We start from the raw sequence: 13,802 nt of genomic DNA, 5'->3' as shown, positions 1-13,802 counted from the left end.
CGGAGAATCGTATGAGCATCCTTGCAGGCTGGAAGTGTCGTTTAGTGATGTTGGCATTGTGTACAGCAGGCGTTGCTGCCCACGCGGATCAGCTCGCCAAGGTCAAGCAGGCGGGCGAGCTAGTCGTCGGTACAGAAATGCAGTTCGCGCCGTTCGACTTTCTCGAGAACGGCCAGCAAGCCGGTTTCAACAAGGACCTGTTCGCCGAGATCGGCAAGGAACTGGGCGTGAAGGTCCGCTTCATCGACCTGCCCTGGCCGAGCGTGTTGCCCGGTCTCGAAGCGGGCAAGTTCGACATGGTGGGCGGACCGCTGACCGTGACGAAAGCGCGTATGGATCGCTATACGTACACACTGCCCATTGCCGACGCCACCGACGCGCTGCTCAAGCGCGCCAACGACACGTCGCTGAAGCAATCGTCGGACATCGCCGGCAAGACCGTGGGCGCCGGCAAGGGCTCGGCGCAACTCGATCAGTTGAAGGCCTATATCGCGACGCTGCCCAAGCCGCCCGAAGTCCGCGAATACGTCGACAACAACCAGGCGTACGCCGACCTCGCTGCCGGCCGGATTGCCGCCGTGGCGAACTCGATGACGAACATCGCCTATGTGGCGAAACAACGGCCCGAGACCTTTGCGGTTGTGCAGCCGCCGTTCGGCGCCAAGGTGTACTTTGCTTACTGCATGCGCAAAGACCCGGACAGCAAGTCGCTCGACGACGCCTTCAACGCCGCGCTGATCAAGATGCACGACGATGGACGTCTCGCCGCGTTGCAGAAGAAGTGGTTCGGCGTCGCGATGGACGCGCCGACCACATTGCCCACGCCGAACTACTGATGAACTGAGCGAACCGCTGCAGGACATGCGTCATGCCGCAGCGGTTTGCCGGCTCTTCTAGCGGGTGCACCACATGTTCAGCATGACTGTCTTTCTGCAGGGGCTGCCGCTGCTGCTGCACGCGGCCATCGCCACGGTCGGCATTTCGCTGACGGGGCTCGTGATCGGCTTCTTTGTCGCGATCGGCGTGTGCTCGGCCCGGCTCTCGGCGCATCGTGCCGCGCGCATGTTCGGCGGTGCGTACGTGTTTTTCTTTCGCGGCGTGCCGATGCTCGTGCAACTGCTGCTCGTCTACTACCTGCTGCCGTTCGTCGGCATCAACGTATCGCCGCTCGCCGCAGCGATCAGCGCGGTGTCGTTGTGCTCGGCCTCGTATATCGCCGAGATTCTGCGAGGCGGCTTTCTGAGCATTCCACCTGGGCACATCGAAGCGGCGCGCATGCTCGGCATGTCGCCCTTCGACATGCTGCGCCGGATCCAGGTGCCGCAGGCGTTCCGCCTCACACTGCCGTCGCTCGTCAACGAGATGGTGCTGCTGATCAAGGCGTCGTCGCTGATCTCGGTAGTTGGCGTGGCGGAACTCACACGCACCGCGCAGAACATTGCCGCCAGCACTTATCGGCCGCTAGAAGCATATGTTGCTGCGGGACTGATCTATTTCGTCATCTGCGGCGCGCTCGCGCTGGTTGCGCACGGTGCCGAGCACCGCTTGCAGCACGCCTGAAGATGCCACTGCGATAGCACTGAAACCAAGCCCGAGCCCCCAGCGATGCAGCAATTCGATCCCACCGTCATCACCCACAACCTGCAGCCGATTGCAGCGGGTCTCGCGACGACCATCGGTACGTGGGTGGCGGGTGTCGTCATCGGCATGCTGATCGGCTTTCTGATCGCGGTGCTGCAACTGTTTTGCGGACGCTGGGTGCGCGGGCTGCTGCGTTTCTATATCGAACTATTTCGCGGCACGCCGTTTCTCGTGCAGCTATTTCTGCTGTATTACGGCGGCCCTTCGTTCGGCCTCACGCTTGAACCGATGACCGCCGGTGTGCTCGGCCTCGGCCTGTACGGCAGCGCGTATTTTGCCGAGGCGTTCCGCTCCGGCTTCCAGTCCGTGCCGCGCGGCCACCTGGAAGCGGCGTCCTGTCTCGGGCTGTCGCGCTGGCAAGCCGTGCTACGCATTCAGGTGCCGCAGATGCTCGTGCTGATCGTCCCGGCGCTCACCAATCTGATCATCGTGCTCAGCAAGGAGACCGCCGTGCTGTCGATCGTCACCGTGCCTGAACTTACCTTTGTCCTGACCGGTATCGGTTCGGCCACCTTCGCATTTGTCGAAACGCTGCTGGCGCTGTGCGTCTGCTATCTCGCACTGGTCGAGATCACCTCGCGCGCCGGCATGTGGGCCGAAGCCCGGATTGCGCGCTTCATGGCATGACCCCACACTGGACCGATCGATGAACGCCCTTGCCGATATGCCGACCTCCGGGCCCACCGCCACCGCTGCAGGACACGCGAACAGCGCATCGCTGATCGACGTGCGCGACCTGCGCAAACGCTTCGGCGAAGTCGAGGTCCTGCGCGGCGTCGACCTGCAGATTGCCCGCTCCGAGGTGGTCTGCATCATCGGACCGTCGGGTTCAGGCAAAAGTACGCTATTACGCTGTCTCGCCGCGCTTGAAACCTACGATCAGGGCGACGTACGCATCGAAGGCGAACTGCTCGGCTATACCGAGCGCAACGGCAAACGCGTACGCGCATCGCAGGGCGAAATCAACCGCGTGCGGCGCAATGTCGGCATGGTGTTCCAGCAGTTCAACCTGTGGCCGCATATGACAGCGCTCGGCAATGTGATGGAGGCGTTGTTGCGAGTGCAGCATCTTTCGCGCGACGATGCGCGGCGTCGCGCCAATACCATGCTGGAGACGGTCGGGCTTGCGCACAAGGCGGATGCGTATCCGGCCAAACTGTCGGGTGGCCAGCAGCAACGCGTGGCGATTGCGCGAGCGCTCGCCATGGAGCCGCACATCATGCTGTTCGACGAACCCACCTCGGCGCTCGATCCTGAACTGGTCGGCGAGGTGCTGCAGGTAATGAAACAACTCGCACGCGACGGCATGACGATGGCCGTCGTCACGCACGAAATGGGCTTTGCCGCCCAGGTGGCCGACAAGGTCGTGTTTATCGATCAGGGCCGCATTGCCGTGGAAGGCAAACCGCGCGACGTCTTTCACGATGCGGGCCAGCCGCGCCTGCGCCAGTTCCTGCAGAATTACTTCGACCGCAACGCCTTCTGGACCCAGGACGCCGGCGAGGCGGACCCAGCATGATCGCGCGCGCCGCCCGCGGTACTGGCCGTATGCCGGCAACGCGCGTTTCTGCGAGCGCCGCTGCCGCGACCGCCAGCGCTGCGGCTGGCGCGGCTGGCAGTGCGCTCGACATGCCCGACCATCCGACTGCGCGCTACGAACAGGTCAAAAGCCATATTCGCCGCACCATCGAATCAGGTGCGCGGCAACCCGGCGACCGCATCCCGTCCGAACTCGACCTCGTCGCCGAACTGGGCGTCTCGCGCATGACCGTCAACCGCGCGCTGCGCGAGCTCGCCGACGAAGGGCTCGTCACGCGGGTGTCGGGCGTGGGCACTTTCGTCGCCGAGGCCAAACCGCAATCCACCCTGCTGATGATCGCCCATATCGGCGACGAGATCCGCTCGCGCGGTCATGAGTACACCTACGAAACGCTGCTCAAGCAACGCGAAACCGCGCCTGTGGTGGTGTCCAACGCATTGGGGCTGGCGCCGGGTGCTTCGGTGTTTCATGTGATCTGCGTACATCGCGAGAACGGCCTGCCGGTGCAACTCGAGGACCGCTACGTCAATCCGGCCACCGCGCCGGAGTTTTTGCAGCAGGACTTCGCGGCGATCCGCCCATCCGAGTATCTCTACAACGTCGTGCCGGCGCATGACGTCGAACATGTCGTGGATGCAGGCCTCTCGACGCCTGCCGAAGCCGCGCTGCTGGAAATCCGCGTCGAAGAGCCGTGTCTGACGCTGGTGCGCCGCACGTGGACGAGCGGCGTAGCAGTGACGTTCGCCCGCTTCGTTCATCCGGGCTCACGCTACCGGCTGGGCTGCCGGTTCACGCCGGACATCTCGCAGCGCCAGGGGTGAATACGGCGGCCTGGACGGGCCGCCTGAACAAGCCACAGTCCTAGATCAGACTCAAACGTTGCCCGCCAGATGGAAGCGCGACGCCGGATGCCACAACCGCACCGAGGTCGCCACCGCAACGCCCACCCAGGTGCGGCGCCACAACAGCAGGCACGGCTCGCCGATCTCCATCAGCAGATGCTTGCGCACGTGCGCGTCAGGCTTTTGCGCATAGATGCGAAACTCGGCGCGCTGGATCGGCGCGAGCCGCACCATGTAGTGATTCGGCGTTTCGGCCGTGAAGTCCTGTTGCAGATACTCGGGGAATACCTTGGGATTGACGTAGCGGTCTTCGTACTGAATCGGCTCGCCCTCTTCGCAGTGCACGATGCGCGAATGAAACGCCGGTCCAGCGGACAGACCAAGTGCATCGAGCGCCTCCGGATCGTCGCTCGGTTCGAGCGTCAGCACGCGCGCCATATGCCGATGCCCGCGCGCAGCAATCTCGTCCGCGATATTGCGAATCTCGAGTACCGTCGATTCGTAGCGCTGCGGCGCAACGAACGTGCCGGACCCTTGCACGCGGGTCAATACCCGCTCGGTGGTCAGCTCGCGCAGCGCGCGCGACACGGTCATGCGCGCCACGCCGAACTCCTTGACCAGTTCGGTCTCCGATGGAATCAGCCCACCCGGCTTCCAGTCGCCTTCGGCAATCCGCTTCACGACGTAGCGCTTGATCTGCTGATAGGCCGGCGTCGCTTTTGCCGGTTCCTGTGCGTTATTTTTTGCTGACGCTTCGGCAACCTGGCGAGGACTGCCCTCGGTCGTTTCGAATGGCGCGTTGTCTATGTTCATATTCACGTCGACCTCGTGGGTGGCACGCAATACGCAAATGCGCCAATGCGTCCGGCGGGTAGGCCGGCCGCACCGGCTCGTGGGTCCATTGACCGTTTCACGCCGCCGATTGCAGATCGCAAGCAGCGATCGCAACCGTCGTGGGTGCTGCAGGGCTCGCGCCGGCAACCGGTGGATAGGCAGTGTCCGCTCCGGTGCCAACGGTTGCAGGCCGCATCTTACCCGGGTCCGGTAGCGGCGGCGGCGCTGTGTCGGCAATGATACGGAATGCCAGCGCCATGTCCTCGGCGAGCGGCCGGTCGTCGCGATAGGTCGGCACGGCGCTGCGCACGCGTCGCCACAAGGAATTGGTGTACGGCGCGCGCGGGGCATCGAGCATTTGCAGATCGTAAGCCTGAGCCGCTGCCAGCAGTTCGATGGCGACGATACGGCCAGCGTTGTCGACGATCTCCAGCGCCTTGAGCGCCGCCGGCGTCGCGTGACACAAATGGTCTTCCTGCAGGCCGGATGTGATCCCGCCGTCGAGGCTCGCGGGCATGGCGAGGCGCCGGTTCTGCGCCACCAGCGAAGCCGCGGTGTACTGCGCAATCATGAAGCCGGAACAGGTGCCGCCCGGCTCGGCGAGAAACGCCGGCAAGCCGCTCACCAGCGGATTGACGAGGCGGTCGAGCCGCCGCTCCGCCATCGCTGCCACCTGCGCGATAGCCGTAGCAAGGCTATCCATCGCCAGCGCAATCGAAGCGCCAACGGCATGGGCCTGCGAATAGACGCGCGGCTCTTCGGGCGTGCCGGCGACGATCGGATTGTCCGTAATCGAAGCGAGTTCGCGATTGACGACTTCCGCGGTTGAGCTGAAGACATCGCGGGCCGCGCCATGCACATGGGGAATAGTGCGCATGCTGAGCGGGTCCTGGGTTCGCCGCCCGATCGCCGCTGCGAGTATGCCGCTGTCGGCAAGCGCGCTGCGCATTCTTTCGCCGACCAGACTCAGGCCCGGTGAAATCCTCAATGCCAACGATTCGGCGTCGAACGCAACCAGTTGGCCGCGCAGGTTTTCGAAGCTCATGGCCGCGACCACGTCGGTCCAGTCGAGCAGCCGCCCGGCGCGCGCAAGCGCCAGCGCCGCAAGTCCTGTCACGCAGGGCGTACCGTTGACCAGGCTGAGCCCCTCTTTTGCGTCGAGCACGAGCGGTTCGAGTCCGAGCCGCTGTAGCGCTTCACGCCCGCTGAGACGCTCGCCGCGGTAGTGCGCATGACCCTCGCCGATACACACCAGCGCGATATGCGCCATATGGCTCAGATAGCCGACCGAGCCGAACGCCGGCACCTCGGGCAGGCAGCCGGCGTCGAGCAGCGTCACCAGCCGCTCTGCGACGGCAAGCCGGATACCCGAATGTCCGTGAGCAAAGTTGTTGACGGCCGCAGCGATAATCGCCCGCGTTTCCGCGGCGCCGAGCGGCGTGCCGACACCCACGGCATGACTCATCAGGATGTTGCGCGACAGGGTGCGTTGTTCGGATGGCGAAACGATCACATCGCACAGCGCGCCCACGCCGGTGTTCACGCCATAGGCGCGAATGCCGCGTTCGACGATCTGTTCGACAAGCACATGGGCCGCCGAAATGCGCGCGCGCGCATCGGCGGAAAGCTCAAGCGGCTCACCCGCGGCGACCGCCGCGATCTGACGCCAGTCCAGAGGACGATCGGAACGGATAACGGCCATGACGATACTCAGTTCGTAGTGCGATGGTGGTGGCTCGAGACGAATTGCCTGAAGCGATCGGACTTGAGATCGCCGAACACCTCGTCCGGCGTGCCGTCAGCTTCGACTTCGCCCTGATGCAGGAACATCACGCGGTTCGACACATGGCGGGCAAAGCCCATCTCGTGCGTGACCACCAGCATCGTGCGGCCCTCCTCCGCCAGCGAGCGCATCACCCGCAAGACTTCGCCCACCAGTTCCGGATCGAGCGCCGAAGTCGGTTCATCGAACAGCATGACCTTCGGATGCATGGCCAGCGCCCGCGCGATCGCCACGCGCTGCTGCTGACCGCCCGACAGGTGCGCAGGATAGTGGCCGCGTTTTTCCGCCAGACCGACTTTGGCGAGCAACGCTTCGGCCTCTTCGACGGCTTCCGCGCGGCTGCGCTTTTGCACGCGCATCGGACCTTCGATCAGATTGTCGAGGACTGTCATATGCGACCAGAGATTGAAGTTCTGGAACACCATGCCAAGTTGCGAACGGATGCGGTCCACCTGGCGGCGGTCGCTTGGTTGCAGCTTGCCGTCGCCACGGCGCTTCATTTTCAGTTCTTCACCGGCCAGCGCGACCGAACCGTCGTCCGGTGTCTCCAGCAGGTTCAGGCAGCGCAGGAAAGTGCTCTTGCCGGAGCCGCTGGCGCCAAGGATCGAGACCACGTCGCCTTCATGCGCGTCGAGCGAGATGCCCTTCAGAACGTGATGCTCGCCGAACGACTTGTGAATGTTCTTGACCGACAATGCAACGGGTGCCGTAGCGTTCATTTGATTCTCCAGACTATCCAGGACGAGTGGCCGTTCAAGGTGCCGCCCGAGGGGTTTGGCGTGCTTCGGTGGCGGCCGGAACCGGGCGCGTTGCGGCTTGAGCGGGCGCCGCGCGCAGATGGCGCGACAGCCGTACTTCGAGCAGCCCCAGCAGACGCACAATGATGAAATTCAGGAACAGATAGATCAACGCAGCGCAGATAAACACCTCAGTAGTCCGATAGGTCTGCTGGATGATCTGCTGCGCGACGCCGGTCACTTCCCACACGGTGACGAGACTCGCGAGCGCGGTCGACTTGACGAGCAGCACGGCCTCGGTCGAATAGGCAGGGAGACACTGCCGCAACGCGATCGGGCCGATCACCCGGCGCAGCAATGCGAAGCCCGACAGGCCGATCGCATAACCCGCTTCGATCTGTCCGACCGGCACGGCCATCAGGCCGCCACGGATGATCTCCGCGGTGTAGCCGGCCGTACACAATGCCAGTGACAGCACCGCACACATATACGGTTCGCGCAGCACCGGCCACAGGAAGCTCTCGCGGATCACACCGAACTGGCCGAGCCCGTAATACACAAGGAACATCTGGATCAGCAGTGGCGAGCCGCGAAACACAAGGATGTAAGCACGCGCAAAGCGGTTCGGCAGCCAATGCGGCGACACACGCATCGTGACGATCACGAGCGACAGCAGACCGCCCAGCACCAGCGAAGAAAAGAACAGTCCGAGCGTGGTCGGCACCGCGGCAAACAACTGGCGCAGCGTGTCGAGCAGGAAATCGAAGTCTATATGCATGATGACCCGGCCTCGTCAGTTGCGCGCGAAATTGCGGCGGAAAGACCGGCCCACACGCGCTTCCGCGTGATTGAAGATCCGGTTGGAGATGCTCGTCATCAGCAGATACAAGCCGCCGCCCACGACGAAGAAGGTGAAATACTGATGGGTCGAGCCTGCCGCTATCTGGCTCGCGCGCAGCAGTTCGGCAAGGCCGGTGACCGAGATCAGCGCGGAATCCTTCAAGCTCAGTTGCCATACATTGCCGATGCCTGGCAATGCGAAGCGCAACACCTGCGGAATCAGAATGCGACGGGCCATCGTCAGCGTGGACATGCCGATCGAACGGGCCGCCTCAAGCTCGCCGCGGGAGACCGCCAGCACGGCCGCGCGGTAAACCTCGGCCTGATACGCACCGGAAATCATCCCCACCGCGAGCGCGCCGATGACGAATGGCGGTACGCCGACAAAGCCGTCGGCGCCGAACCACTGACCGATGGTCGTCACCAGCGTCGAACCGCCGAAATAGAACAGATAGATCACGAGCAGTTCGGGTACGCCGCGAAACACCGTCGTGTAGAAATCGCCGACGATGCGCAAGCTGCGAAAACGCGACAGCTTGGCCGCCGCCACCAGTGCGCCAAACACCGCGCCGACAGCGAGCGCCGCGAGCGTCAGCGCGACGGTCATCAAGGCTGCCAGCAGCACGACGCCGCCCCAGCCATCCGGCCCGAAGCCGAGCATCCCGATCAGAGTCATACCCTACTCCTCGTCCTATCCGTTGTATCAGTCATGCTGCACGTGCCAACTTCACCGCACGTGCAGGCACGCGGTCACGGCTTCGTCGCGAGGCGGCGTCGCCGCGCTCGCGCGCTCGCCGCTCAAGGCGTGACGTCGGTCTTGAACCACTTCATGGAGAGCTTCTTCACGGTGCCGTCAGCGAGTGCCGCGGCGATTGCAGTGTCGAACTTCGCCCTCAGGTCGGCGTCCTGCTTGCGGAACGCGAGGCCTTCGCCCGGACCCCAGATCGGGCCGCCGATCTTCGGTCCGGCCATCACGATCGACGCAGTCTCTTTCTTGTCGACGTTGCCGGCGTAGTAGGTCACGTCGTCGAACGAGGCGTCGATACGACCGTTTGCCAGATCGAGGTCGCGCTCCGGCGAGGTCTTGTAGACGCGGATCGTGGCCACGTCCTTGAAGCCGTCGTTGATGAACTTGGTGTAGACCGTGCCGGACTGGATACCGATGGTCTTGCCCTTCAACTCCTTACGCAACGCGTCGACGGTCGGCTGGTCGGTTTTCGGGTCGCCCGTCAGTTTGAGCACGGCGCTGGTCGGCCCGGACTTCGGCAACAGCTTGGTATCGGTCACGGCGAAGGTGGCCGGCGTGGCTGCATAAGGGCGCGAGAAGGCGATGATCTTTTCGCGTTCCGGCGTGATCGAGATGGCGTCCATCAACACATCGAACTTGCCTGCCTGCAGACCCGGAATCATGCCGTCCCAGTCCTGGGCGACCAGGTTGCATTGCAACTCGATGCGCGCGCACAGGTTCGCCACCAGTTCGGGCTCGAAGCCGCCCAGCTTGCCGCCGGGGAGCGTCAGATTCCACGGCGCATAGCTGCCTTCCAGGGCGATGGTCACCGATTTCCAGTCTTTCGCCTGCACGGGCGCCGCGAGAATGGTCGCTGCGCCGAGGACGGCGCCAATCAATGCTTTAGCCAACGTAGTGCGCTTTACCTTCACGTCGAAACTCCTTTGATTGAGGGAACACCATCCAGCTAGCCGAGTGATCCATTCACTCGGCTGAATTGACTAGACAAGTCTGCATGAGTAAAAAAATCGTCGCAAGCAGAATCATGAAATTTTTCTCAAACCTTCGGGTAAGCCCTATAAAACAAGGCTAAAGGCGAATATTTAAAAGCCTGAAGGAGTTGAAAAGTACCCGTCAGACGCGCCGTCGCGGTGCATTTTGTCTAGACAGGTTCACCTGATGGCGCAAGATGTGCCGTGCTGGTGCACGGATGCGCCGACGTGACCCGAGCAGGAGATCTGACCGGGAGATGTGAGACCGAAGATGTGAACTGGGCGCCGGCTACCAGATATACGGCACGAACCGATAGCGCACGCGCGCCGCGTAGTCGGCATAGCCTTCGAGTTGCTCGGCGAGCATGCGCTCCTCCCGCACGGCGCGATAACCGATACCGACAATCAGCAGCGGCACGCACAGGAGCCCCCACCACGACCCGAGCAGCAGCGGTGTACCAGCGAGGAACAGCAGCGCCGCCGCGTACATCGGATGCCGGACGTAGGCATAGGGGCCGGTATCGCTGACCGTGTGGCCGCAATCGGACTGAATCTTGACGACAGGCGCGGCGAAGCTGTTGGCGCGGAATACATAACGGCAGCCGTAGAGGCAGAGAAATATCCCGAGCGCGCCGATCACGCTCAGCCAGCCCGGCACAGCCGACCAGTGAAAACGCCCGGCGTCGAGGCCAATCAGGATCATCCAGCCGATCCAGATCGCGCCGGTGAACGCCATGAAAACGCGGTCCCAGCGGCTCTGTTGCCGCTGCACGATCGGCTTGAGCCGCTCGGCCAGCAACGCCGGATCGTGCCGGGCGAGCCACAGGCCGATCCACGTCCCGAGCACCGCCCATTCGAGCAGAAACCACCACGCGCCGGCCCAATGCAACGTGCCCGCCGCGCCGAACAGCAGCCCCGCCATCACGACGGACGAAGCCACCATTTGAACCAGCAGTCGCATGATCATCGCATCAGGCTCCAGGATTGATCCTGCAAAGACGCGCCGGTGTCGCGCTATTGCTCCCGCACCCGCTCGAAAAGACGCGGCGCGTCGATCTCGCCAGACATAAAGCCGAACCGCTCGACGAGGCACGCCGCAAGCTCCGCGGCGGACTCGAGCACCTGCTCGCTGACGACTTCGCCATTCGCACCGCGTTCGGTCAGACGCCGGTCGAACAGCGCAAGGCGGCCCTGCGGCAAGACCCGGCAGGCAATCAGATGATTGACGAACCTCGACTGCGGCCACGCCGACGTGTACCAGTTCGCCACCTCATAGTCGATCCACTCGGCGCGCTGCAGATCGAAGCGGTACGTCTTCGCCCAGATATCGCCCAACTGCACTTCGAGGTCAAGCGCACCGTGCGACGCATCGGCGAGCCGGAACGTTTCCAGTTGCGTGCCTTGCGGCATGCCCGCCTCGAGACGCAACGGCGCGGTCAGCGTCATGCTGCCGAAACCGACGTCGGCGAGCCATGCCGTGTCGTCGATATCCACGCGCGTCAGCATGTGCGTGCGAGCCGTGACCGCACCCGGCTCGCAGCCCCACAATACGCGCGCAATCAGCGGCGTCACGCGAAAGCCCAGTTGCATCAGCACATGGGCGAACAGCTTGTTCTGCTCGAAGCAATATCCGCCACGCCGGCGCTCGAGCAGCTTGCTGACGATCACCGGCAGTTCGAGCGCGACCGTCCGGCCGCTAAACGAGTCGAGATTTTCGAATGGGATCGCAAGCGGATGCAGGCGGTGCAGTTCGCTCAGCACCGCGAGCGTGGGAGCACGCGGGCCCTGATAGCCAATACGGGCGAAATACAGATCGAGGTCGAGCACGTTTGACATGAAAGTGAATCCTGGAACGGTTGGAACGACTGAAGCGGCCTGCGGGACGCGAACGTTTACGGCTCGACGCGAACGGCGCCGCCGGACAGTTGTGACAGGTTGAGCGACGCATGCGACAAGCCGCTGACAAGCGGTATGCACAACGAACGTAGATCGAAATCAAAGGCCCCAAATAGCATACAAAATAATTACATATAATTTACTTATAAATAACAAAGCCTCAAATAAATTCCGGCAACCGTAAAAATTCGAATTACACCTCAGTAATATTGTTGCGAATCGTTCTCATTTGTATTGACGCACCTATTCCGCATGCGTACGATCTCGGCATTGCTGTCTGAGGCGTCGCGACCCGCAGCGGCAATGCGCGGAAAGTCCGGCTATCGACACTCGCTGCAAATAGCCGGAACAGTCGATACAACACAATAAGGATTTCGATGAAGTTCGCCCAGCCCACCGGACTCGCGTCAAGCGCACGTTCGTTCAGGAATGCCTCACCGCGCGGTCGCGCCGCACGCTCGCCAGGTTTGCCCTCGATGCGTCGCATGGCACTTTACACGGCATTCGCATGGGCCTCTTTGACGGCCGCCACCGCGATGGCCGAGACCAACCCCGACGCCACGCCGAACGACGCGCCCGAGGCCGACCTGAGCATTCAGGCAAAGCCCACGAGCCAATGGACCGGCGTGTGGAACCGGGGCAACCTGCTCGGCGACATTGGCGGCCTGCGTCCCTGGCTCGGCAAGTACGGCATCACGTTCGCCCTCACCGAGACCAGCGAATACCTCTACAACGCGCGCGGCGGCCTGAACACCGGCGGCACCTATGACGGCCTGACCACGGCCACGGTCCAGGTCGATACGAAGAAGGCATTTGGTCTGCAGGGCGGCCTTTTCAACGTCAGCGCACTGAACATCCACGGTCAGAACCTGAGCGCGGACAATCTCGGCACGCTGAACACCGCGAGCGGGATCGAAGCCCAGGATACGACGCGTCTGTGGGAGCTGTGGTACCAGCAGTCCTTCCTGAACAACAAGATGGACGTCAAGGTCGGGCAGCAGAGTCTCGACCAGGAATTCATCGGCAGCCAGAGCGCGGGCCTGTTCGTCAACACGATGTTCGGCTGGCCTGCCCTGCCGTCGTACGACTTGCCCTCGGGCGGTCCGGCGTATCCGCTTTCGGATCTCGGCGTGCGCGTGCGTGGCCAGCTCTCGCCGGCGGTGACCGCACTCGCGGGCGTGTTCGACGCCGATCCGCTCGGCAACAATCCGAACAACATCAGCGGCACGAATTTCAACCTGCACAACGGCGCACTCTATATCGGCGAACTGCAGTACGCGCTGAACCAGCCGGGCGATGGAGAAATGGTCAGCGCCGGTCACAGCGGCCTGCCCGGCAGCTACAAGATCGGCTTCTGGTACAACACCGAAAGCTTCGCCGACGAGTATTACGACACCACCGGCTTGTCGCTGGCTAACCCGAACTCGACGGGGATTGCCGCGCAGCATCGCGGCGACTACAGCTTCTATGCCGTGGCCGACCAGATGGTCTGGCGTCCCGATCCGGACGAGCCACGCGCCATCAATGTGTTTGCACGCGTGATGGGCGCGCCGGGCGACCGCAACCTCGTTAGCTTCGCGGCCAACCTCGGCGTGGTAATGAAGGATCCGCTTCCCGGCCGCGACAACGACACGGTGGGCCTCGCGCTGACGTACATCAAGGTCAGCAACAGCGTTGAAAATCTCGACCTGCAAAACCGCCTGTTCAGCGGCGGCCCGTACGGCGTGCGCACCCAGGAAACCACGCTGGAGGCGACCTATCAGTATCAGGTCAATCCGTGGTGGCAGATCCAGGCTGACGCGCAATACACGTTCAACGCCGGCGCCGGCCAGAATCCGGTGGATCCGACCCAGCCGCTGCGTAACACGCTGGTCGTCGGCGTGCGCACCAACATCACGTTCTGACCGCTTTCATAACCCAGACACTATGCTTTCGATCATGACCGCATTCAACGCTTTGTGCGCAGGCAC

Annotated in this window: 14 protein-coding genes; 6 read left to right on the top strand and 8 right to left on the bottom strand. The window is 63.1% G+C overall.

Annotated elements, in window-relative coordinates:
• Positions 1-11 precede the first annotated feature (11 nt).
• The 5 genes from P3T17_RS26310 to hutC (P3T17_RS26290) all read left to right on the top strand — a co-directional run bounded on the left by P3T17_RS26310 (position 12) and on the right by hutC (P3T17_RS26290) (position 4,002).
• On the top strand, positions 12-836 hold the full coding sequence (locus P3T17_RS26310; protein ID WP_429409408.1) for a transporter substrate-binding domain-containing protein: 825 nt from the start codon (positions 12-14) through the stop codon (positions 834-836).
• A 73-nt stretch (positions 837-909) separates the two neighbouring features.
• Positions 910-1,560, top strand: coding sequence for an amino acid ABC transporter permease (locus tag P3T17_RS26305; RefSeq protein ID WP_429409407.1), 651 nt, complete (start codon positions 910-912; stop codon positions 1,558-1,560).
• A gap of 45 nt (positions 1,561-1,605) precedes the next feature.
• Positions 1,606-2,268 (top strand): amino acid ABC transporter permease, encoded by a 663-nt coding sequence (locus P3T17_RS26300; protein WP_074268253.1) that lies wholly within the window; start codon positions 1,606-1,608, stop codon positions 2,266-2,268.
• Between the two features lie 19 nt (positions 2,269-2,287).
• On the top strand, positions 2,288-3,160 hold the full coding sequence (locus tag P3T17_RS26295) for an amino acid ABC transporter ATP-binding protein (protein ID WP_429409406.1): 873 nt from the start codon (positions 2,288-2,290) through the stop codon (positions 3,158-3,160).
• A gap of 110 nt (positions 3,161-3,270) precedes the next feature.
• Positions 3,271-4,002, top strand: coding sequence for a histidine utilization repressor (hutC, locus tag P3T17_RS26290; RefSeq protein WP_254369096.1), 732 nt, complete (start codon positions 3,271-3,273; stop codon positions 4,000-4,002).
• 51 nt (positions 4,003-4,053) lie between these two features.
• Here hutC (P3T17_RS26290) and hutC (P3T17_RS26285) read toward each other — a convergent pair whose 3' ends face one another.
• From hutC (P3T17_RS26285) to P3T17_RS26250, 8 genes are all read right to left on the bottom strand, one after another.
• Positions 4,054-4,842: a histidine utilization repressor gene (gene hutC / locus P3T17_RS26285; protein ID WP_254369016.1), complete on the bottom strand. Its 789-nt coding sequence runs from the start codon at positions 4,840-4,842 to the stop codon at positions 4,054-4,056.
• 91 nt (positions 4,843-4,933) lie between these two features.
• Entirely contained in the window at positions 4,934-6,559 is a 1,626-nt protein-coding gene (locus tag P3T17_RS26280) for an aromatic amino acid ammonia-lyase (protein WP_429409405.1), read from the bottom strand.
• Between the two features lie 8 nt (positions 6,560-6,567).
• Complete coding sequence (locus tag P3T17_RS26275; RefSeq protein WP_074268250.1) at positions 6,568-7,359, bottom strand: ABC transporter ATP-binding protein; 792 nt, start codon at positions 7,357-7,359, stop codon at positions 6,568-6,570.
• A 34-nt stretch (positions 7,360-7,393) separates the two neighbouring features.
• Positions 7,394-8,155, bottom strand: coding sequence for an ABC transporter permease (locus tag P3T17_RS26270; protein ID WP_074268249.1), 762 nt, complete (start codon positions 8,153-8,155; stop codon positions 7,394-7,396).
• A 15-nt stretch (positions 8,156-8,170) separates the two neighbouring features.
• Complete coding sequence (locus P3T17_RS26265) at positions 8,171-8,893, bottom strand: ABC transporter permease (protein ID WP_074268248.1); 723 nt, start codon at positions 8,891-8,893, stop codon at positions 8,171-8,173.
• 122 nt (positions 8,894-9,015) lie between these two features.
• Positions 9,016-9,876 carry a transporter substrate-binding domain-containing protein gene (locus P3T17_RS26260; protein ID WP_429409404.1) on the bottom strand — a complete coding sequence of 287 codons (861 nt, stop codon included), beginning with the start codon at positions 9,874-9,876 and terminating at the stop codon, positions 9,016-9,018.
• A 349-nt stretch (positions 9,877-10,225) separates the two neighbouring features.
• The gene (locus tag P3T17_RS26255; RefSeq protein ID WP_429409403.1) at positions 10,226-10,903 is read right to left on the bottom strand and encodes a methyltransferase family protein; all 678 of its coding nucleotides are present in this window, start codon (positions 10,901-10,903) and stop codon (positions 10,226-10,228) included.
• A gap of 47 nt (positions 10,904-10,950) precedes the next feature.
• Positions 10,951-11,772 (bottom strand): arylamine N-acetyltransferase family protein, encoded by an 822-nt coding sequence (locus tag P3T17_RS26250; protein ID WP_429409402.1) that lies wholly within the window; start codon positions 11,770-11,772, stop codon positions 10,951-10,953.
• A gap of 437 nt (positions 11,773-12,209) precedes the next feature.
• On the opposite strand from P3T17_RS26250, the gene P3T17_RS26245 reads away from it, so the two are divergent.
• The gene (locus tag P3T17_RS26245; protein WP_429409400.1) at positions 12,210-13,736 is read left to right on the top strand and encodes a carbohydrate porin; all 1,527 of its coding nucleotides are present in this window, start codon (positions 12,210-12,212) and stop codon (positions 13,734-13,736) included.
• Positions 13,737-13,802: the final 66 nt, after the last annotated feature.

The sequence above is a fragment of the Paraburkholderia sp. GAS82 genome (assembly GCF_050436285.1).
GTDB lineage: Bacteria > Pseudomonadota > Gammaproteobacteria > Burkholderiales > Burkholderiaceae > Paraburkholderia > Paraburkholderia phenazinium_B.
Note: the sequence above shows the minus strand (reverse complement) of the source record. Positions and strands in the feature narration are given on the sequence as shown.

Coding starts and splice junctions, on each gene's coding strand:
- P3T17_RS26310 (WP_429409408.1), top strand. CDS start 12: ATGAGCATCCTTGCAGGCTGGAAGTGTCGTTTAGTGATGTTGGCATTG.
- P3T17_RS26305 (WP_429409407.1), top strand. CDS start 910: ATGTTCAGCATGACTGTCTTTCTGCAGGGGCTGCCGCTGCTGCTGCAC.
- P3T17_RS26300 (WP_074268253.1), top strand. CDS start 1,606: ATGCAGCAATTCGATCCCACCGTCATCACCCACAACCTGCAGCCGATT.
- P3T17_RS26245 (WP_429409400.1), top strand. CDS start 12,210: ATGAAGTTCGCCCAGCCCACCGGACTCGCGTCAAGCGCACGTTCGTTC.
- P3T17_RS26265 (WP_074268248.1), bottom strand. CDS start 8,893: ATGACTCTGATCGGGATGCTCGGCTTCGGGCCGGATGGCTGGGGCGGC.
- hutC (WP_254369096.1), top strand. CDS start 3,271: ATGCCCGACCATCCGACTGCGCGCTACGAACAGGTCAAAAGCCATATT.
- P3T17_RS26275 (WP_074268250.1), bottom strand. CDS start 7,359: ATGAACGCTACGGCACCCGTTGCATTGTCGGTCAAGAACATTCACAAG.
- P3T17_RS26250 (WP_429409402.1), bottom strand. CDS start 11,772: ATGTCAAACGTGCTCGACCTCGATCTGTATTTCGCCCGTATTGGCTAT.
- P3T17_RS26255 (WP_429409403.1), bottom strand. CDS start 10,903: ATGATCATGCGACTGCTGGTTCAAATGGTGGCTTCGTCCGTCGTGATG.
- P3T17_RS26270 (WP_074268249.1), bottom strand. CDS start 8,155: ATGCATATAGACTTCGATTTCCTGCTCGACACGCTGCGCCAGTTGTTT.
- P3T17_RS26295 (WP_429409406.1), top strand. CDS start 2,288: ATGAACGCCCTTGCCGATATGCCGACCTCCGGGCCCACCGCCACCGCT.
- P3T17_RS26280 (WP_429409405.1), bottom strand. CDS start 6,559: ATGGCCGTTATCCGTTCCGATCGTCCTCTGGACTGGCGTCAGATCGCG.